At 45.2% G+C, this 20,641-nt stretch carries 19 protein-coding genes; 15 read left to right on the top strand and 4 right to left on the bottom strand.

All coding sequences use genetic code 11. The features are described from left to right. Positions 1-15: 15 nt before the first annotated feature. Together QY309_07830 and QY309_07825 are read right to left on the bottom strand one after the other, a co-directional pair. Positions 16-1,257 carry a hypothetical protein gene (locus QY309_07830; protein ID WKZ61388.1) on the bottom strand — a complete coding sequence of 414 codons (1,242 nt, stop codon included), beginning with the start codon at positions 1,255-1,257 and terminating at the stop codon, positions 16-18. Further along, a complete protein-coding gene (locus QY309_07825) occupies positions 1,254-1,841 on the bottom strand; it encodes a hypothetical protein (protein WKZ61387.1) in 588 nt (195 codons plus the stop codon). Before QY309_07825 ends, QY309_07830 begins: the two co-directional genes overlap by 4 nt. A gap of 222 nt (positions 1,842-2,063) precedes the next feature. Here QY309_07825 and QY309_07820 point away from each other — a divergent pair, with 222 nt between their 5' ends. From QY309_07820 to QY309_07785, 8 genes are all read left to right on the top strand, one after another. Continuing rightward, entirely contained in the window at positions 2,064-2,531 is a 468-nt protein-coding gene (locus tag QY309_07820; protein ID WKZ61386.1) for an OsmC family protein, read from the top strand. A gap of 20 nt (positions 2,532-2,551) precedes the next feature. Next, positions 2,552-3,856, top strand: coding sequence for an alginate export family protein (locus QY309_07815; GenBank protein ID WKZ61385.1), 1,305 nt, complete (start codon positions 2,552-2,554; stop codon positions 3,854-3,856). A 100-nt stretch (positions 3,857-3,956) separates the two neighbouring features. Further along, complete coding sequence (locus QY309_07810) at positions 3,957-5,015, top strand: tellurite resistance/C4-dicarboxylate transporter family protein (GenBank protein ID WKZ61384.1); 1,059 nt, start codon at positions 3,957-3,959, stop codon at positions 5,013-5,015. A 127-nt stretch (positions 5,016-5,142) separates the two neighbouring features. Continuing rightward, the gene (locus tag QY309_07805) at positions 5,143-6,198 is read left to right on the top strand and encodes an MFS transporter (GenBank protein ID WKZ61383.1); all 1,056 of its coding nucleotides are present in this window, start codon (positions 5,143-5,145) and stop codon (positions 6,196-6,198) included. A 26-nt stretch (positions 6,199-6,224) separates the two neighbouring features. Beyond that, positions 6,225-8,441 (top strand): molybdopterin oxidoreductase family protein, encoded by a 2,217-nt coding sequence (locus QY309_07800; GenBank protein WKZ61382.1) that lies wholly within the window; start codon positions 6,225-6,227, stop codon positions 8,439-8,441. Between the two features lie 3 nt (positions 8,442-8,444). Next, positions 8,445-9,017, top strand: a complete 573-nt coding sequence (locus tag QY309_07795) for a 4Fe-4S binding protein (protein WKZ61381.1) — start codon at positions 8,445-8,447, stop codon at positions 9,015-9,017. An 11-nt stretch (positions 9,018-9,028) separates the two neighbouring features. Next, a complete protein-coding gene (locus QY309_07790) occupies positions 9,029-9,547 on the top strand; it encodes a Rieske (2Fe-2S) protein (GenBank protein ID WKZ61380.1) in 519 nt (172 codons plus the stop codon). Between the two features lie 2 nt (positions 9,548-9,549). Next, on the top strand, positions 9,550-9,831 hold the full coding sequence (locus tag QY309_07785) for a hypothetical protein (protein WKZ61379.1): 282 nt from the start codon (positions 9,550-9,552) through the stop codon (positions 9,829-9,831). A gap of 34 nt (positions 9,832-9,865) precedes the next feature. Here QY309_07785 and QY309_07780 read toward each other — a convergent pair whose 3' ends face one another. Then, on the bottom strand, positions 9,866-10,216 hold the full coding sequence (locus QY309_07780; protein ID WKZ61378.1) for a carboxymuconolactone decarboxylase family protein: 351 nt from the start codon (positions 10,214-10,216) through the stop codon (positions 9,866-9,868). A 33-nt stretch (positions 10,217-10,249) separates the two neighbouring features. Beyond that, on the bottom strand, positions 10,250-10,723 hold the full coding sequence (locus QY309_07775; protein WKZ61377.1) for a toxin-antitoxin system YwqK family antitoxin: 474 nt from the start codon (positions 10,721-10,723) through the stop codon (positions 10,250-10,252). 98 nt (positions 10,724-10,821) lie between these two features. Here QY309_07775 and QY309_07770 point away from each other — a divergent pair, with 98 nt between their 5' ends. From QY309_07770 to QY309_07740, 7 genes are all read left to right on the top strand, one after another. Next, a complete protein-coding gene (locus QY309_07770; GenBank protein WKZ61376.1) occupies positions 10,822-11,691 on the top strand; it encodes a c-type cytochrome in 870 nt (289 codons plus the stop codon). A 16-nt stretch (positions 11,692-11,707) separates the two neighbouring features. Further along, positions 11,708-15,322, top strand: coding sequence for a nitrate reductase subunit alpha (locus tag QY309_07765; protein WKZ61375.1), 3,615 nt, complete (start codon positions 11,708-11,710; stop codon positions 15,320-15,322). A gap of 29 nt (positions 15,323-15,351) precedes the next feature. Further along, on the top strand, positions 15,352-16,902 hold the full coding sequence (gene narH, locus QY309_07760) for a nitrate reductase subunit beta (protein WKZ61374.1): 1,551 nt from the start codon (positions 15,352-15,354) through the stop codon (positions 16,900-16,902). Between the two features lie 16 nt (positions 16,903-16,918). Then, complete coding sequence (locus QY309_07755; GenBank protein ID WKZ61373.1) at positions 16,919-17,581, top strand: hypothetical protein; 663 nt, start codon at positions 16,919-16,921, stop codon at positions 17,579-17,581. Positions 17,582-17,593: 12 nt separating this feature from the next. After that, positions 17,594-18,322, top strand: coding sequence for a respiratory nitrate reductase subunit gamma (narI, locus tag QY309_07750; GenBank protein ID WKZ61372.1), 729 nt, complete (start codon positions 17,594-17,596; stop codon positions 18,320-18,322). A gap of 9 nt (positions 18,323-18,331) precedes the next feature. Continuing rightward, positions 18,332-19,009, top strand: coding sequence for a hemerythrin domain-containing protein (locus QY309_07745; protein ID WKZ61371.1), 678 nt, complete (start codon positions 18,332-18,334; stop codon positions 19,007-19,009). Positions 19,010-19,146: 137 nt separating this feature from the next. Further along, on the top strand, positions 19,147-20,574 hold the full coding sequence (locus QY309_07740; GenBank protein ID WKZ61370.1) for an FISUMP domain-containing protein: 1,428 nt from the start codon (positions 19,147-19,149) through the stop codon (positions 20,572-20,574). Positions 20,575-20,641 lie beyond the last annotated feature (67 nt).

Here is a 20,641-nt window from a genome sequence, read left to right as displayed (position 1 = left end):
ACGGGTATCACCAACTCATGCCGTAACCAACACCTTATCAAGAAATCCATGCCATGCATTTCTCAAGGTATGCTCGGCTTCTGATATACCCGCCTCAACTTTTTCCTTCATGGAACTAAACTCATCGCCAAAATTTTCCGTTAAGTTCCGGTAGTATTGTATGCCTTCCTGAAGGTTCTGGTAAAATGTTTCTGCAAATGCCTTACTCTTTTGATCCGCAAGTGTTTTGGTATCTTCTAGTAAACCCATCCAATAGTCGACATACAAAGTAAGCTCCTTGAGGAACATATGAGGCCGGTCAACTCGCGCCACAATATTCCCTCTGCCATAGATATGATCCACCATGGTACGTAAAGAAACAATCCGATTAAAGTAGGCCAGGTTAGGCCCCGGGCAAACATTTGCACCCGCCAGGTGCTTAAACGGTTTGAGTTTATAAGCGGTAACCGCTGCATTGCTTAATCCTACACATAAGCATTCCTTATCCAGAATTGTATTCAATTGCTTTTTGTAATCTGCTTCAGGCAAATGCATTCCCTGCAACTGTTCAATTTTTCTTTTCTGATACGTACGTGATGCCGTGCATAAGGGCTTGTCCCCAAACTCCGTATTCATGGCCAGAAATTTTTCTGTACACGGACTTCCCGGCTTACCGGATTGAATAGCAGCAAGTCGTTCAGCTTCTGCAGTACTCCCCTTTAAATAATGAAAGCGGACACCCAGTGGTGATTTATTACTCAGGACAATATCATGCTCGGATGCAGCACATAGTTTTTGCAACGTGGCCTCATCTACCGTGGTAGCTTCAGGCACCAGCAAAAAAGGTGTACCCCATCCTGTTCCATCAACCTGGTAATAAGTGCGCAGAAAGCGATCTTCCTCATGCGTGCCAATGCCACCTTGTACGGTTATTTTCAATTCATGTGGTTCGGGTAATACAACTTTATTCTTCTGTCGCAGCGCATCAACATAAATTTGATACAGGGTACTTCGCAGCTCTTCCTTCTTTGCTTTAAACTCTTCCAGAATGGGTCCTAACAAAAATCCATCGGTTGCAAATGCATGTCCCCCACAGTTCAATCCCGATTCAATCCTGAACTCGCTTACCCACAACCCCTTTTTAGCCAACATTTTTCCTTGAATGAGTGCCGAGCGAAAATCCGAGACCTTAACAACAATTTTCTTGTGAAAACGACCCGTTTCAGTAACATCAAAGGCAGTAAGTTTCTCCATGTAGCCAAACAACCGTGGATTCATCCAGCAGAAAGAATAACTGAGGAATTTGTTAAATTGCTGTTGGCATATCCCCTTATGGCCGCAACGGCATCTGAGCCATCTTCCACTAACGTACCGTCTTTTCGATAACTGTTTCGATCAAGTTTCGTCATGATATTAACATCGATGGTGCCGGGCACCACATAATTGCGCAGGCGATCCTGAAGCTCCGCCTTCTGCTGGCCATCAGGCAACTGAACCATGCTGGTGAAAATCTTTTTCACTGCGCTTGAATCAGGTAGTAATTCAAAATACCGGTATATATCAGAGTCCGGGTTGAAAGGTGCTCGCCTTACTGCTTCAATGTTCTTTTGAACCATCCGGTTAACCAGGTTAAGGTAATCGGTTATACGCCTTGCCCTGTGGTCGGGTACCTTGGCCGTAATGGGCTCAAAATGCTCCTGAAGCTGAACATAATAATGCTCGCGCATTTTCTCAATCAGGTTATCCTGCACAATGGAAATAACCGAGTTAATACCAAAATGCGCAACTTTTGTTGGGGTATCCATGGTATAGGCCAAACCCATTACCGGAATGTGAAACGTGTGTTCAGATGTATGATTCATAGGGCACAAAAGTAGGCCTAATAAAGGATATTATAGTCCTTTATTTAAAATTCTTTTCTTACTTTTAATAACTAACAAACGTACGCCAAACATATGAAGTACAAAGTGTTAACATCGTGATAAAACTCTACTATATAAATAAGATAATCGACTGATAAACGTCATAGCCAATCATTTTATACACCCATACCTTTGGTTAATACAAACAAAAAATTCATAACTATGGAACCTCACTTTTATCAGGTTGATATTACCTGGAACGAAGAACGCAAAGGCATGATGTGCTCACCGGAAATCACTACCGAATCAGGCGCAAGTGGGTGCCTTGAAGTGGCTACGCCTCCTCAATTTGCCAAGGGTATTCCCGGAATTTGGTCGCCTGAACATTTATATACAGCAGCGGTTAGCAGTTGTTTGATGACAACCTTTCTGGCAGTTGCTGAAAATTCAAAACTGGATTTCATGGCATTCAAGTGTTCATCGAAAGGGAAATTGGAAAAAGTGGAAGGAAAATTTTTAATGACCGAAGTCTTACTGGAGCCAACTGTAACCATTGTGCGTGAAGAAGATCGTGAAAGAGCACTGCGAATTCTGGAAAAATCTGAAGCCGCGTGCCTGATTTCCAATTCAATTAAATCAAAGGTTATCATGAACCCACATATTGAAATTTCAGGATTGGTTAGTGCCTGACATCATAGCCCCGTTAACCTATGATCAGTGTAATCATCCGGCAGTTTTGTGCAGTATTAGTAATACTCTTCTCCTGCAAATTAGCATTTGCTCAATTCACATTAACTGGACAGTTGATGCAACGTGCCGAATATCGCAATGGATTCGGACGGCTGATTGAAGAATCCCAGGATGCGGCCTTTTTAATTGGACAGCGGGCGCGCATTCAGGTTCAATATGACCACGAAAAGGTCAGGTTCTTTGTGAGTGCGCAAGATGTGCGAATCTGGGGAAGTACCAGTCAGGTTAAAGAAACGGATAACCTTTTTTCTATTCACGAGGCCTATGCCGATCTGGTGTTACATTCCAACTGGAAATTGAAGGTGGGTCGTCAAGAATTAAACTACGATAATGCACGATTTTTGGGTAACCTGGATTGGGCACTACAGGCACGAGCACATGATTTCGCGTTGGCTAAATTTGAAAAGAAAAACATCAAGGTTCATTTCGGAGCCGGATATAATCAGGTTAAAGAATCGTTAATACGACAACCTTACCCGGTTCCCAACCAATACAAAACAGCGCAACTAATCCGGCTCGAAAACCAGTGGGGAAAATTCAGTGGCAGTGCCTTATTCTGGAATAATGGCGTGGAAGAAAATGATCAGGGCAACCTGAAAATCCGGTATACACAAACGTTCGGCTTACCCACGTTACGCTATACAACCGGCAATTTTATTCTTTCCGGATTCTACTATTATCAAACAGGTACCGACACCACCAGCCGACAAGTGAAGGCGCACAATGCAAATGCACAAGTGACCTGGAAACGAATCAAGAATGAAGAAAAGGGAAAGTCTGTTCAGGTCACAGTAGGTTTTGAATTACTTTCCGGTACATCTCAGCAAGCCAATGATAATATAAACCGGTCATTCAACCCGTTGTACGGAACCAACCACGCACACAATGGCTACATGGATTTCTTTTATGTTGGAAACCGGTATCTGAATACGGTTGGTTTGCAGGATTATTTTCTGCGCTTGCGTTATGACCCCTACAACAAATTCTTCTTGTCATTGAATGTACACCAATTTTTGGCTGCTGCCGATGTGTATGATGGCACTGAAAAACTGAGTAATACATTGGGTGCTGAATTAGATTTTACTTCTGGATATATATTCAATGATGTCGTGTCGCTTCAGGTTGGATATTCACAATTTTTTACAGCCACTTCCTTTGAGTACTTACAAGGTGTCAGTTATCCTTCATCGGTACAAAATTGGGGATACCTGGCGTTGCTTGTTCGCTCCAATATGAAAAACCGATTTACTGGACTTCAATTTTGATCGAACAATTATTCTTTCAACTGTAGACATAATAACATGGTTAAGAAGTATTTGATAAGTATGTTTGTTCAAAATCATTTAATAGACTTATGGAGTACCTATGACCATCAACAATATGAGCATTAAGGAATTTTCTGTCAGTTACTTTGCTTTAGTAATGGCAACTGGTATCATCTCCATTGGGAGTTTCCTGCTGAACATGAAAACGATCGCATATGTCCTTTTCTGGTTCAATCTTGTTGTTTTTCCCTTGTTACTCTTTTTGTTTTTTGCTCGGTTGGTCGCTTACTTTCAGTCAGTTAAAAAGGATTTGATGGATCACCAAAAAGGCCCCTTATTTTTCACCATCATAGCCGCGGCTTGTATACTTGGTAATCAACTAATACTCCTTTATCATCAAATCATCCTGGCTAAAGTGTTATGGATTTTTGCTGTCGGTTGTTGGTTCATTATTACATACACATTTTTCACTTCCATAACCATAAAGGAAAATAAGCCCACAATAGAAAAGGGAATAAGTGGCGCATGGTTAATTATAGTTGTGGCTACACAGGCCATTGCTATTCTTACCATGTTGATTGCCCCCACTTTGCCTGCCGGCACAGAGCTAATGCTATTTATCGCTTTGGGATTATATCTTACAGGTTGCTTTTTATATGTATGCATCATGACACTTATCATTTACAGGTTGTCATTTTTTAGCCTATCATCTAATGAATTAGGGGCACCCTATTGGATAAGTATGGGGGCTGCGGCCATTACTACGCTGGCTGGTTCAATGCTCATTTTGAATTCTAAACAATGGACATTTTTAGCGGATATCACTATATTCATAAAGGCGTTTACACTTCTCTTTTGGTTTTCGGGCTCATGGTGGATACCCTTACTGATTATCTTGGGTATCTGGCGACATTTAGTAGTGAAAGTTCCCCTTCCAAGCACCACCAAAGGCTATAACCCCAGCTATTGGGGTATGGTCTTCCCATTAGGCATGTACACAGTTTGCACATATCGGTTATCTGAAGCTACAGGGATTGATTTCCTGATGATCATTCCGAATAATTTTATTTATGTCGCATTTTTCGGATGGTCTGCAGTTATCATCGGCCTCGCCCGTCATTTGCTCAACAGTTTTAAAACATCAGCAAAGGACTCCTAATTGTTTGGTGCTTAGCACAAATGAGAAAAGTTAGATTCACTGTCAATAAAATCAAATTGTGCAATGATTGCAATAAACCTTTTATGTGCTATTTTAAGGCACCATTGCAATATCCATTAACAGGCCTATGCTTCAACTCTTTAGTACCCTGAACCGAAAAGCTTTTTTTAACGCAATCATCGCCATGCTGTTGGTGATTGTGCTTGCATTTTTAGGCTCCCGCAACCTGCAAAATTTTGATGCCGCCCTTATTGCGTATTTGTTCGGAACCGTATTTGCAGTTTTCGGTATCACCTACCGGTATTCCATTTGGCTACAACGCCCGCCTACCAAAATGTATTGGCGGAGGACCTGGCAGTTTGCCTTCAGCCGGACATTTCTTCCCTATATCGGCCAAACCTTCTGGTTATTCATTAAAAACATTTTGTTTCAACGCTTTATTTATCCTCGTGGCCGTAACCGTTGGGTGGGGCATTTCCTGCTGGCCACCGGATGTACCATCGCCTTTGCCGTAACCATACCCCTTACACTGGGCTGGATACACTTTACCCTAAAACCCAACACGCTTGATATCTATGAAGCACACTTATTCGGTTTTTCAATGCTGGATTTTCGATTGGGCTCCTTCATGGCCTTCAACATTTTTCACGTCTTGTCGTGGTGCTCAGTGCTGGTCATCATCGGTGCGCTGATGATGATGAACAGACGCCTAACGAATGGTGGTCTCATCGCTACACAGTCGTTTGAAGGTGACTGGCTTCCGCTGATTTTATTGCTGGTTATTTCCGTCACTGGCCTCGGCATTACCTACGACTATACTTTTTTACAAGGCAAAACGCACCAGTTCATGTCGGTGATACACGCGATCACCGTTATCCTGTTTTTATTGTGGCTTCCATTCGGAAAATTCTTTCACATCTTTCAACGTCCGGCACAGGTTGGCGCGAACATCTATAAAATTGAAGGCGCAAAACGCGGCATGGTCGTTTGCCCACATACCGGCCAGCCTTTTGCAACCCACCTACACATCAGTGATCTCAAACAAGTGACGAAAGAGCTTGGCTTCGATTTTAACCTGAAGGATGGTAGCAGTCACCTCGACCTCAGTCCTGAAGGAAAGCGGTCGGCCATTGCCAAAGCACACTTCAAAGCAAGGCAGGAATCAGGAAAATTTTTTGGTTGATTAACGAGACGGAACACATCACACCCATGGCAAAACTACCACTACCTGTTGAAGACATTGTTGCGCAATTTGGACCGCACAAAGCCTACACCCCTGAAGATGGATTCAAGGGCCGATCTGAGCCTGACAAACTGGTAAAAACACATTGCTGCTTTTGTGGTATGCAATGTGGCATACAGTTGAAAGTGAAAGACAATACGGTTGTAGGCTTTGAGCCCTGGATGGAGTTTCCGTTTAATGAAGGACGATTGTGCCCCAAGGGTGTGCAGCGTTACCTCCAGAATAATCATCCAGATCGCTTATTGTCTCCACTTCAACGTACAGAAGGAAAAGGGTTCGAGTCCATCGATTGGGAAACCGCCATGAATCGTACCCTATCCGAAATCAGACGCATTCAAGCTGCCTATGGTAACGATGCATTCGCGATGTTGTCGGGAGTTTCCTTGACCAATGAGAAGAGCTACATGATTGGAAAGTTTGCCCGCGTAGCACTGAAAACAGCCAACCTCGACTACAACGGCAGGTTGTGTATGGTGAGTGCCGGAGCAGGGAACAAGAAAGCGTTTGGTCTTGACCGCATCTCCAACAGCTGGGCCGATCTGGCGCATGCCAACGTGATCATGATCTGCGGCACGAATGTGAGCGAAACTTTTCCTACGCTTACCCATTACATCTGGCAGGCACGCGACAATGGTGCAAAACTTATTGTAGTGGATCCGCGGGTTACCCCCATCGCACGAACTGCCGATTTGCATCTGCCTGTTAAACCCGGAACCGACTCCGCATTGTATGGGGCCATGCTTAAGATTCTGGTAGATAACGATTGGCTCGATCACGACTTCATCAACAACCATACCTCAGGTTTTGAAGACGCAGTTGCCGCAGTGAAAGACTATGATCTCGATTGGGCCGAGCAAATAACAGGAATTGCCAAAGAAAAAATTTTACTAGCTGCTACGTGGTGGGGAAAAACTGCAACTAGTTTTTTACTACATGCACGGGGCATTGAACACCACTCAAAAGGTGTTGATAATGTAGTGAGTTGCATCAACCTGGTGCTGGCTACTGGACGCATTGGAAAACCGTACTGCGGGTATGGCACCATTACCGGACAAGGAAATGGTCAGGGCGGTCGCGAACACGGCCACAAATGTGATCAACTTCCGGGCAATCGGGACATCACCAACCCGGAACATCGAAAATACATTTCCGGTGTGTGGGGCATTGAAGAAAAAGATTTACCAGGTAAGGGACTCTCCGCGTACGAAATTATTGAAGCCATTCACCGGGGAGAAATTAAAGGATTATTATCCATTTGCTTTAATCCGTTGGTGTCACTGCCCAACAGCAACTACGTGCGAGAAGCACTGGAAAAACTTGAATATTACGTAGCCATTGATTTTTTCCTCAGTGAAACGGCACGTCATGCGGATGTAATCATGGCCGGATCACTGCATGAGGAAGATGAAGGAACTGTTACTACTGCAGAAGGGAGGGTTGTACGTATACAAGCAGCTGTTACGCCACCCAACAACGCACGAAGAGACAGTGATATCTTATTGGAGTTAGCCCAACGGCTGGGAGCTGGGGATAAATTCAATTTTAAGAATAGTGAAGCAATCTTCAATGAATTGCGCGTAGCATCAAAGGGAGGTACAGCAGATTACTATGGAATCACCTACGAAAAGATTGAAAGCAACATGGGTGTATTCTGGCCTTGTCCGAGTTTAGATCACCCAGGAACACCCCGGTTGTGGGAAGACAAGAAGTTTGCAACCGCAGACGGAAAAGCTCACTTCAACCCTGCTCCCTATCGCGAACCGGGTGAAGTGACAGATGCAGAATTTCCGGTTGTACTTACAACCGGTCGGGTAGTGTCGCAATACCTGAGTGGCAGCCAGACCAGGCGTATTGGCAAACTGGTTGATCAGTATGCTGAACCGTTGTTAGAAATCCATCCTAAGTTAGCTGCGCACTATGGCATTAGCGAACGCGATCTTATTAAAGTAGTAACCCGAAGAGGGGAAGCCTCCTTTCCAGCACAGCTGGTAGAAACTATTCGCGAAGATACGGTTTTCATTCCCTACCATTGGGGGGGCAGCAAATCGGCAAACCTGTTAACACCGGGCACACTTGATCCCATTTCAAAAATACCCGAGTTTAAAGTTTGCGCATGTAAACTCGTGCACTTGGGCGTAAAAGCACCTAATCTAAATCAATCCAACGCATATCAAAGCATATAAAACATGGCCGCAGCAGAATATAAACATGATCAGGAATTTTTTATCGACATGCAGCGCTGCATTGGTTGCCACGCGTGTGAAATGGCCTGTGCCGAATGTGAAACAAACGGACAAGAAAGCATGATCCATATTCATTATGTCGATCGAGCACACACCGTGCAAACAACCGTACAAGTATGCATGCATTGTGAAGAACCCGCCTGTGCCAATGTATGCCCTGCCGATGCCATTACAAAAGACAGCTTTGGCGTGGTGCATACTGCCAATACGGCCCGTTGTATCGGTTGTTCCAATTGCGTACTGGCATGCCCGTTTGGTGTACCAAAAAAAGAAGAGAAAGCAGAACTCATGATGAAGTGCAACATGTGCTACGATCGTACCAGTGCCGGCAAAAAACCTATGTGTGCAACCGTATGCCCAAGTCAGGCACTATACTACGGAACACGCGAGGAGATCCGTAAGATGCGCCCAGACAGTGATCCTGTGCAGACTTTCAAGTTCGGTAATGAAACTGTTAAAACGAAGGTAAACATTATGATGCCCAAAGGAAGTACAATACTCAATGTTCATGATTAATACGAAGAAGTATGTTGACAACGCCTGAAAAAGAAAAAACTCCCAATTGGAAAAGTGACTTTCCGATAGAGCAAAGTGAGGCCACCCACATTTCACGAAGAGAGTTCGCTAAATTTATGTGCTTGCTTTCCGGTGGCATGGCGCTCGGCAATGGTGCCATCGTAATTAAATCGTTTGCCTTTCCAACTCAGCCACTTGCAGGAGAACATTTGGTATGCCTTCGGACGGATGTACCGGTTGGGGAAATGAAACAATTTGTAATTAAAGGACGGCTGGAAGTTCCCTATATACTTATTCACCTTGATGAAAATAAGTGGCGTGCATTTGAACAAAAATGTACACACTTATCCTGTGCTGTGCGTTACCGGGCAGATCTGAATAAAATTGAATGCCCCTGTCATAAAGGATACTTTGATGCTCAAACGGGTGTGGTGCTTCAGGGACCACCTCCCCGACCTTTACCCCAACTACAGGTGGTTATAAAGGACAATCAGGTTTATGTGAAAGCATTCGAAGAAAAATCAGCATAGTTATGGGCGATTTCAGAGAAGTACAAAATCAGGCGCATCCGAATAAGACCAACACTTTAATGGGTGGAGTCATTGCTTTGTTAATAGGCATCCTAGGCATTCAGGTGTGGTTGTTATACAGTGCCCTAAATAATGCATTGGAAGATCACCGCGGAATAGCAATCGCTGCCTTTCTCGGCTCTTCAGTATTATTTGTCTTGGCCCTTTGGTTATTGCGTTATGTTCCACAGGCCCGAAATTATGGCCAGAAACATAAAAAAAAACCGGAGAATCAATATTCCTAATCTACCTCAATTTCAATCTTAAACTGCCCGGCAACTACTTCTCCGTGGATTGAAGTTGCTCTTCCACAATCCCCATGGCAGCCATCATGGTTGGAAAACCAACCGTTGGTAAGAAGAGTAATACGAGGTGTTCAATTTCGTCTCTTGAAAGGCCTGATGCGACTGCCTTTCGGATATGCGCTTTAAATGCGCTGCTGTATAAATGACTACCGGAAATAGCCAGTTTGATTAACGCGCGGTCGCGGTCATCCAACGGACCAAGACCATGAACGGCATCACCCATGGCTTCATAGGATTTAGCAACAGCGGGATATTTTTTAACGAACTGCTCATAAAACCTGGGTGGTTTTGGCATTGGTTTTCTTTTGGTTGATTTCTTTTTCATAGCAATAAAAATTATTAAACAGGTCATTAAGGACTACTTAATCAGCAAACCATTAATGTAGTTACTTTCCCTTAAAAGCATACTACTTGTATCATAATACCGGAATAGGCCATCTTTCATATCATTCACATATCTTCCCTCCAACCGCAGGTTTCCGTTTGGGTACCATTGCATATACATTCCATTCAATTTATCGTCAACATACTGGCCCTCACTTTTTTTTACTCCATTTTCGTACCACGTATTCCACAGGCCATTCCGTTTTCCCTCCTCGAAATTTCCTTCGGTCATTTTAGTTCCGTTCTCATACCACCAGGTCCACGTACCCTCGGCCTTTCCATTAATAAACCCACCGGTCGACTTGGGCTGACCGGTTGAAAAACGGGGTGGTTCCGTGCTCCTTTCCGAGGTTAACCAAATCATAATCACTACGGCAACCAACCCTATTAATTTAAGATAATGCAGTATGGTATTACCACGGACCATTAACAGATCTGCCAAATCCATTCCAAAGGTACTTTGGTTTTCGTAATAAAAGATAATATTATCTTTTATTAGATAATCAAAAAGCAGATATTTATATCAGAACCATCAACCACCCTTCAATGAAAACAGTAAAACTCGGTTTAACCACCCTTGTATTTTGCGTGGGGATATTTGCCGCCTACGCCCAACAATCAGGTGAAATGATGTTTAAAACATTCTGTTCAGCCTGTCACACCATATCTAAAGGTAGGCTGATAGGGCCCGATCTGGCCGATGTACAACTTCGAAGGTCAGATGATTGGCTAGCAGAATTCATTAAATCATCACAAGCTATGGTTAGCAAAGGAGATCCCGATGCGGTTGCCCTTTTTGAGGAATACAATAAAACTGTGATGCCTGATGCGCCCTATTCGATTGATCAGATTAAGGAAATCATTGGCTATATAAAATCGAAAAGCCCCGGTTTCGTAGCCACGACTGAGTCAACTACATCATCAATTCCCGAGGAACCCAAACAACCGGTACGTTCAGTGAATGAAGCTACTGAAAGCGAAATCAAGTTGGGGCAATTGCTATTCACAGGAGAAACAAAGTTGGGTGAAGGGGGTCCCGGTTGCATTTCCTGTCATCATGTTAAAAATAACGCGTTGATTGGAGGCGGACTATTAGCCAAGGATTTAACCGATGCTTTTTCCCGAATGAATGAAGCGGGTATCCAGGCAATCCTAACCTCTCCCCCATTTCCAGCCATGCGAGAAGCATATTTAAACCACCCGGTTTCAGAACAGGAAGCCTACGCCCTTACAGCTTTTCTCAAACAAGCAGATGAAGATCAATTCGGGCAATACCCGCGCAACTGGCAACATTTCTTCTTGTTAAGTGGGGGTGCAAGCTTTATCGCATTGTTGGTTATCTTTTCCATGGTGTGGTCGAACCGAAAAAAGAATGCCGTAAACAAGAAAATTTTTGATCGTCAGGTTTATTCATAATTCTTAACCAATATTTATGAGCTGGATTGAAGACATCATATCGCCACAGACCCGTAAGTGGGAAGAGTTTTACCGCAACCGCTTTCAGCATGATCGCATAGTGCGAAGTACCCATGGCGTGAATTGCACGGGTGGGTGCTCCTGGCAAATCCATGTGAAAGATGGTATCGTGGTATGGGAAACCCAACAACTCGACTATCCATTACTGGAAAGTTCGCTCCCACCTTATGAGCCGCGCGGTTGCCAACGGGGTATTTCTTTTTCTTGGTATTTATATAGCCCGCTTCGCATTAAGTATCCCCTTATTCGCGGAGCATTGATCGATGCCTGGCGTGAAGAAAAAAAGAAGGCAGGTGATCCGGTTAAAGCCTGGGCAAGCCTGCAGGCCAACGCAGAAAAAAGAAAGAAATACCAGAACGCACGCGGAAAAGGTGGCTTCAGAAGGGTAACCTGGGACGAGGTGATGGAACTGATTGCTGCCGCCAATATTTACACCGCCAAAAAATACGGCCCTGATCGCGTTATAGGGTTTTCACCCATACCGGCCATGTCCATGCTGAGCTATGCGGCAGGCGCCCGATTCCTTCAACTCTTTGGAGGGGTGAACCTGAGCTTCTACGATTGGTACTGCGATCTGCCCACCGCCTTCCCCGAAATATGGGGCGAACAAACCGATGTGTGCGAAAGTGCCGATTGGTACAACGCCAAGATGATTGCTGATATGGGTGCCTGCCTGAACATGACCCGCACACCCGACTGTCACTTTTTTGCTGAGTCCAGACATAACGGAACCAAGGCCGTGGTGTTCTCACCTGATTTCAGCCAGGTGTGCAAGTATGCCGATCAATGGGTGCCCGTTCATGCCGGCAGTGATGGTGCCTTCTGGATGGCAGTAACGCACATTATATTAAAGGAGTGGCACCACGAAAAACAAACTCCGTATTTTTTAGACTATACCAAGCAATACACCGACAGTCCGTTCCTGGTAAAACTTGAAGAGGAAGACGGTAAACTTGTACCTGGCCAACTGGTTCGCGCCAATGAAATGGCTGAGTTCAGTAGCCTTGAAAATGGCGACTGGAAATTTCTGAACATCGACAGCAAGACAGGTAAACTCGTGGTACCGAAAGGAACCATGGGACACCGCTGGGAAAAGAAAGGTGGCAACTGGAACATAAAGCTGGAGCATGAAGTCGATAACCAGCCTTTTGATCCATACCTCACCCTGATCAATAATAGTGATGAGGTTCTTCAGGTAACCTTCACCGAGTTCGGATTGGACAAGCATCGTCAGCGTGGCGTTCCGGTAAAGTATTTGCAAACCAGCGCAGGTAAAATTCCGGTAACAACCGTGTATGACCTGGTGATGGCACAATATGGTGTTGATCGTGGGCTACTGGGCGATTATCCGAAAGACTACACCGATAAGGATGCTGCCTATACACCGGCATGGCAGGAAATTTTCACGGGTGTAGATTCAAAGACAGTCATTCAGTTTGCCAAAGAATGGGCAAACACAGCAAACCTTACAGGCGGTAAATGCATGATCATTGTAGGTGCAGGGATTAACCACTGGTACCATGCCAACCTGATGTATCGTGCAGGTATTATGGCCCTGATGCTTACTGGTTGCGTTGGGAAAAATGGTGGTGGAATGAATCACTATGTAGGCCAGGAAAAGCTGGCACCAGTAGATTCATGGAGTGCCCTCACCTTTGGTAAGGATTGGCAGAGTGCCGCGCGCCTGCAGCAGGCACCGCTGTGGCATTACATTAACACGTGTCAATATCGGTATGACGGTCAGTTTTCTAAATACAATACGGTTCCAAAAAATAAATGGACCCAACAACATACAGCCGATACGATATTCCAATCAGTGCGCATGGGATGGATGCCATTCTATCCGCAATTCAATCAAAACACACTGGAGCTAAGCAAGGAAGCGCAGCAAAATGGTGCAAAGACGGATGATGAAATCAAAAATTATACAGTAGAAAAACTGAAAGCAAAGAAACTGCACTATGCGGTAGGTGATCCTGAAGCAGAAGAAAATCATCCAAAAGTTTGGTTCATCTGGCGGGGCAACGCCATCATGGGCAGCATGAAAGGGCATGAATACGCACTTAAACACTATTTGGGTACGCACTCCAACCGCATCGCCAAAGATTCACCTGATCATACCGATGAAGTAAAGTGGCACGACATGGCTCCGGAAGGAAAAATGGACCTCGTGGTAGACCTGAACTTCCGTATGGATTCTTCAGCCTTGTATTCAGATATCGTATTGCCCGCAGCAAGTTGGTATGAAAAGGCCGACTTGAACAGTACAGACTTACACTCATTCATTCACCCACTTTCAGCAGCCATTGCACCGGTGTGGGAAGCCAAAACTGACTGGGATATTTTTAAGTTGATTGCCAAACACACCAGTGAAATAGCAAAGCAACATTTGAGTGAGCCGCAGAAGGACATTGTGTGCTCACCGCTTTCCCATGATTCTGCCGGTGAGATTACCCAACGGCATGTGAAAGACTGGTACAAAGGCGAATGCGAACCCATACCAGGGAAAACCATGCACAGCATAGCCGTGGTAGATCGTGATTATACCAAATTATACGACAAGTTCATCACGCTTGGCGACCGTATCAAAAAGAGTGGCCTTGGTGCACACGGCAACAACTACATGTGTGATGATGTGTACGATGAAATCATGGAATCAAACCACTTCCCGAAAGAACGGATGAATGGTAGCGTGCTCCCGTCATTAAAAGAAGACCGGGATGCGGCCAACATACTTTTAAAACTATCTACGCTAACCAACGGCAAGCTTACTGTTCGTGCCTACCGGGAAGCAGAGAAAAAAACCGGCCTTGTGTTATCGGATATCGGTGAAGGCTATGAACAGGTTGGCATTACATACGGGGATCTGCAGGCACAACCGCGCAGGTACAACTCCTCACCACTTTGGTCGGGATTAATGCAGGATGGTCGTGCCTACTCTGCCTACACCTACAATGTTGATAAATTGGTTCCATGGAGAACCCTTACCGGCAGGCAACACTTCTACCTGGATCATGAGTTGTACATCGCCTATGGCGAGCACCTTCCTACCTATAAGCCTTCACCCAAACCAGAAGCATACGGTGATCTCAAGGAATCGCTGGAGCGCGAGCAGGCCAAAGTGCTGAACTGCCTCACACCGCATGGTAAATGGCACATCCACTCCACGTATATGGAGAACTTGCGCATGCTCACGCTTTCGCGGGGATGCGAACCGTGCTGGATCAATGAGAAAGATGCAGAAGACCTCGGCATCAAAGACAACGACTGGGTAGAGGTGTACAACGACCACGGTGTTTACTGTACGCGAGCTTGTGTAAGCTCACGGATACCACGCGGTGTATGCATTGTTTACCATGTACCGGAACGAACTACAGGTATCCCCAAATCACAAGTTCGGGGTAACAAGCGTGGTGGCGGACACAACAGCTTCACACGCATACACTTGAAGCCGAACTACCTTACCGGTGGATACGGTCAGTTTTCTTATCATTTCAACTATTGGGGCCCAATCGCACCAAACCGCGATACCCACGTAATTGTAAAGAAGATGGAAAAATTAGTATGGTAATAATTCCCAACGCATAAACCTGAAATCTCATGGATGTACGAGCACAAATGTCAATGGTTTTTCACCTCGATAAATGCATCGGGTGTCATACCTGTTCCATTGCCTGTAAAAATATATGGACCGACCGTAAAGGAGCCGAATATCAATGGTGGAATAATGTAGAAACCAAACCGGGAACCGGTTATCCCACAAAATGGGAAGATCAGAATATTTACAAAGGCGGTTGGGAAAAGAAGAATGGTGACATCAGTTTGAAGGGTGCAGGTAAACTGCGTGGATTGATGAACATCTTTCACAACCCACACTTGCCGGTAATTGATGATTACTACGAGCCTTTTACCTACAAGTATCTCGACCTGATTGAATCGCCCGCTATGGATGATCAACCAACGGCAAGGCCGGTTTCGCTCATCACAGGCAAACCCATCGATATCAAAGGCGGTCCTAACTGGGACGATGACCTGAGCGGAACACCCGATTATGCTCGACAGGATCCAAACCTGAAGAACCTGTCGCCTGCCGAGCAGGAAGCTATGTTCCAGCTGGAGCGGATGGCCTTTTATTACCTGCCACGCATCTGCAACCATTGTTTAAATCCTGCCTGCGTAGCCTCCTGTCCTTCCGGTGCGATCTACAAGCGTGGTGAAGATGGTGTGGTGTTGATCAACCAGAATGTTTGCCGGGCGTGGCGGATGTGTGTGACGGCATGCCCCTATAAAAAATCCTATTACAACTGGCATACTGGTAAATCTGAGAAATGCATTCTGTGTTACCCCAGAATTGAAGCCGGATATGCACCTGCCTGTATGCATTCTTGTGTTGGACGCATACGCTACCTGGGCGTAGTCCTGTATGATGCAGACATGATTTATGATGCTGCATCCAGCGATGAGAATAACCTGGTAGATCGGCAACTCAGCATGATCCTCGATCCCTTCAATGAACAAGTAATTGAAGCAGCCAAGAAAAATGGTGTGGCCGATTCAACCATCAAAGCGGCTCAATATTCACCAACCTACAAGTTTGTTAAAGAATGGGGACTGGCCCTGCCGTTACATCCGGAATTCAGAACCCTGCCCATGTTGTTCTACGTACCACCCTTGTTACCGGTGATGGCCTCCCTGCGTGAAGTAGATAACCAGGCACAATCCGAGAAGATGGATCCCATCGCCAAGTACTGGAACGACAACTGGCTTTATGATACCAGCACCGAGGAATTATGGGGTACCATTGAGCAAGCTCGTTTTCCCTTACAATACCTGGCCAGTCTCTTTAGTGCGGGTGACGAAGGGAAAATCAAGCACATCCTGAAAAAGCTTATGGCCGTGCGTATTTATCGCAGAAGCAAAACCGTAGGCGATATGGAGCAGGCTAAGGTTGACCAGGTAATGAAAGACACCAACCTGACAGCCGAAGAGGCAGAAGCAATTTACTACCTCACTTCGCTGGCCAAGTTTGATGATCGATTTGTGATACCGGCTTCACACCGCGAGCAATCGCTGGAGATGCTGGAGTTTCCAGGCGATGCCCGTGGCTCTGTTGGATTTGGATTTAAATCGGAACCGTTACGCAGTGCATAACGAAAACAAACAGGATATGATTAAGACAAAAAATTCAAGATTAACCTTGTTGTCGGCACTCACGGATTTTCCGTTGGAAGGCTTTACCGAAAAAGTAAAGGAAATTCAGCTTTACCTGGATGGTTGTTATCCTGAGTTGGGCCAAGTGCTGGAACCCTTTACCGAGTTTGTTTCCACAGCCTCTCTGGATGAGATGCAGGAGTTGCACACGCGCACCTTTGAAGTGCAGGCCATCACCACATTGGATGTTGGCTACCTGCTCTTTGGTGACGACTACAAGCGTGCCGAACTGCTGGTAAACCTGAGCCGGGAGCACACCGCAGCCGCCAACGACTGCGGGTACGAACTGGCCGATCATCTTCCCAATGTGATCAGGTTAATGGATAAAATGACCGATGCAGAACTCAGGCATGAACTGGCCGCCAAAGTAGTATTCCCGGGATTAAAGAAAATGGTTTCAGAATTCGATCCCCACCACCTCGGCAAGAAAAACGAAGTGTATGTGCGCCATCACAAAACCTTGATTGATATGCCAGGCGATTACGGAACGTTATATCAGCGGCCGCTCATGGTTCTACTCGAAATTTTCCGTTCTGAGTTTAATCTTGAAAAAGTAACTGAAGATAAAACATCGGATTTCCTTAACAGCATCAGTACTGAAATGAAATTAGAACCATAACCTTTCGAGACTATGACTATTCTTAACACCTTCTTCTTCATCATACTTCCTTATCTGGCTTTGTTTATATTTTTTATCGGTACCATTTACCGGTACCGGAATGTCAAGTTTCAGATCTCCTCTCTGTCATCCGAATTTCTGGAGGGTAAGAAATTATTTTGGGGCAGTGTACCGTTTCACTGGGGTATGCTCTTTCTCTTCTTTGGTCACCTTACCGCATTTCTCATTCCAAAAAGTGTGTTGCTGTGGAACAGTCACCCGGTACGTTTACTGGTGCTGGAGGTAGCTGCTTTTGCCTTTGGTTTGAGTATGCTGGTTGGCCTGGCAAACCTGATTTACCGTAGGTGGACGCAGGGCCGCATTCGGGTGGTAACCAGTTGGATGGATCATGTGGTGGAAATTCTGTTACTGGCACAGGTGTTTTTGGGATTGTGGGTAGCTTACGAATACCGTTGGGGTTCATCCTGGTTTGCATCGTCACTTACACCTTACTTGTGGTCCATTTTCTTACTCGAGCCGCGCATGGATGCCGTAGTGGCGATGCCGCTCGTTATCCAATTGCATGTGATCGGAGCTTACCTGATTGTAATGCTCTTCCCCTTCTCACGCCTGATGCATGCACTGGTTGCCCCGTTGGATTACCTATGGCGGCCGTATCAACGGGTAATCTGGAACTGGAACAAAAACAAGGTGCGAAATCCAGCCAACGGCTGGTCGGTTTATAGGCCAAGAAATAACTAATGTTTCAACATGATCGATTTACAAAAAATAAACAATAATGATCCATTGAAGCGGATGGTTGAAAAGGAAAGTGGGATTGAAGAATTTTCACCGATGGATCCACCTGAAGCCTTTACACCACCCGTAGTGGATACGGTGCCCTACGATGAATTACATCCGTGTTTGCAGCAATTTATGGATGAACACACGCAAGCCAAAAAGGAATTGGAAGCGTTTGAACAAGCTCTGATTGCCTTTAAGCAAAATGGTTGGCAACGACATCCCGATATCGAAAAGAGTTTTCACACGTTCTTCTCCTACATGGACAACCACATGGTGAAACATCACCTGAAGGAAGAGAAAGTGTTGTTCCCGGTATTACAGAAAAGGCTAATCGAACACAAGGAGCACAGTAAAGGACCGTTTCCTAAAACAGCCATTGACATGCTGGAGGATGACCACTTGAAAATTATGCAGCACCTGACTCTCATGTTCAATTTTATTTCGCTGGCTACACGACTGCCAGATGTTACTTCACGTGCGTTAACGTTCGATGTCGCTGCCGAACAGGGATTCGCTCTCATTGAACTACTCAAGTTACACCTTTTCCGTGAGGAGAACGTGGTATTTCCGAAAGCAAATAAGTACATCAGCACCCAGGAATTTGATACCCTGCTGAAACAGGTAGTGGCTTATGCACAATATTGAACTCTTTGATTTACGCTGAAAACGCTGTAACCAGCCAAGCAGGGTTGAGATACTCTGCCACGTGACGACTTAAAATCTGTTACGTGCTTTTTTTTGAATTGCAATATTCGATTCAAATCATATTAATCAATAGCAGTATGAAAAACCAGATGATCAAAATGCTTGTTGCTGCGATGGTATTCAGTGCGATAAGTGAGCGTATACTGGCACAGCAAGAGAAGTATGCGCTTGTGATCGGTGTAAAATCCTATCAGCATGTTCCGCCTTTAAAGAATTCACTGAATGATGCGGTTGATATGGCCTCAACGCTGAAGAAAAAAGGATTTACTGTGGTGGAAATTTATGATCCCATGAATAAACGTGTGATGCTGGACGGTATCCTGCGGTACTTTAAGCTGCTGCAAACTGAACCTCATGCTACCGGTTTGGTTTTTTACTCGGGTCACGGCATGCAGGTAAAAGGTGTGAACTACCTCATACCAACCAGTGCTAATCCTCAAATAGAAGCAGACCTTGACGACCAGTGCGTGAACATGGATTACGTGATGCGCGCCATAGAAGAGGCCGGAAATGGATTGAATATTTTTATTGTGGATGCCTGTAGAATTAATCCATTTCGCAGCTTCAGTCGTACAGGTGAAAAGGGGCTCAGTATGGTAGCTACGCCAAAAGGCTCGTATATCGTGTATGCCACAAAGCCCGGCTCTGTGGCTAGTGATGGTCAGGGACGGAATGGCCTATTTACCTCCAAGTTATTGCAATACATGAATTCACCCGGCCTCAATATTGAACAGGTATTCAAGAATGTGGCACGAGATGTAGCGGCAGCATCGGGTGATGCGCAACGCCCTTGGATTGCCTCGGATTATACGGGAGATTTTTATTTCACGCCCGGATCAGGAGTTAAGGAAACAATGACTAAACCCGCAAGCAAACGGGAAACCATAACCGAGCCCCCCGCTGAAACAATTGTCAAACAAAAGGATAAAAGTGTTGATCCATTCAACTCAACCACAATTGGCACCCAGGTATGGATGAGCCGAAACCTGGATGTTGATCACTTTGCCAATGGCGACCCGATACCGGAAGCTAAAACACCAGAGGAGTGGAGTCGTGCAGATGCCAACAAACGACCCGCCTGGTGTTATTATGAAGATGATCCAGCCAATGGTCACATCTATGGTAAAATGTATAATTGGTATGCCGTGAATGACCCTCGCGGTCTCGCGCCCATCGGATGGCACATACCCACCACTAAAGAGTGGACCATCTTGATTGAATCTTTAGGAGGTGAAGATTCGGGTGGGTTATCACTGAAAAGCATATCCTCCTGGCATGAAAAGGGAAACGGTGTAAACACCAGTGGATTCGCAGGCTTGCCCGGTAGTTACCGTAACCCAGACGGAACATTTGGTCCACCGGATAAATACGGTAATTGGTGGAGTTCCACTGCGTACAATGCTTACAGTTCCTGGTACTACCTGCTCAGTTACATCAATAATGGCATAGGCAGAGGAAGTTACAGTAAAGGTTGTGGTGTCTCTGTACGCTGTATCAAGGACTAAAAGTTCTCCGGAAACAATGGCCTTCCAGCCATGCTTAGGTTTTACTTTACATGAACTAAACCTAGGA

The organism is Cyclobacteriaceae bacterium (assembly GCA_030584025.1).
Lineage (GTDB): Bacteria > Bacteroidota > Bacteroidia > Cytophagales > Cyclobacteriaceae > UBA2336.
Note: the sequence above shows the minus strand (reverse complement) of the source record. Positions and strands in the feature narration are given on the sequence as shown.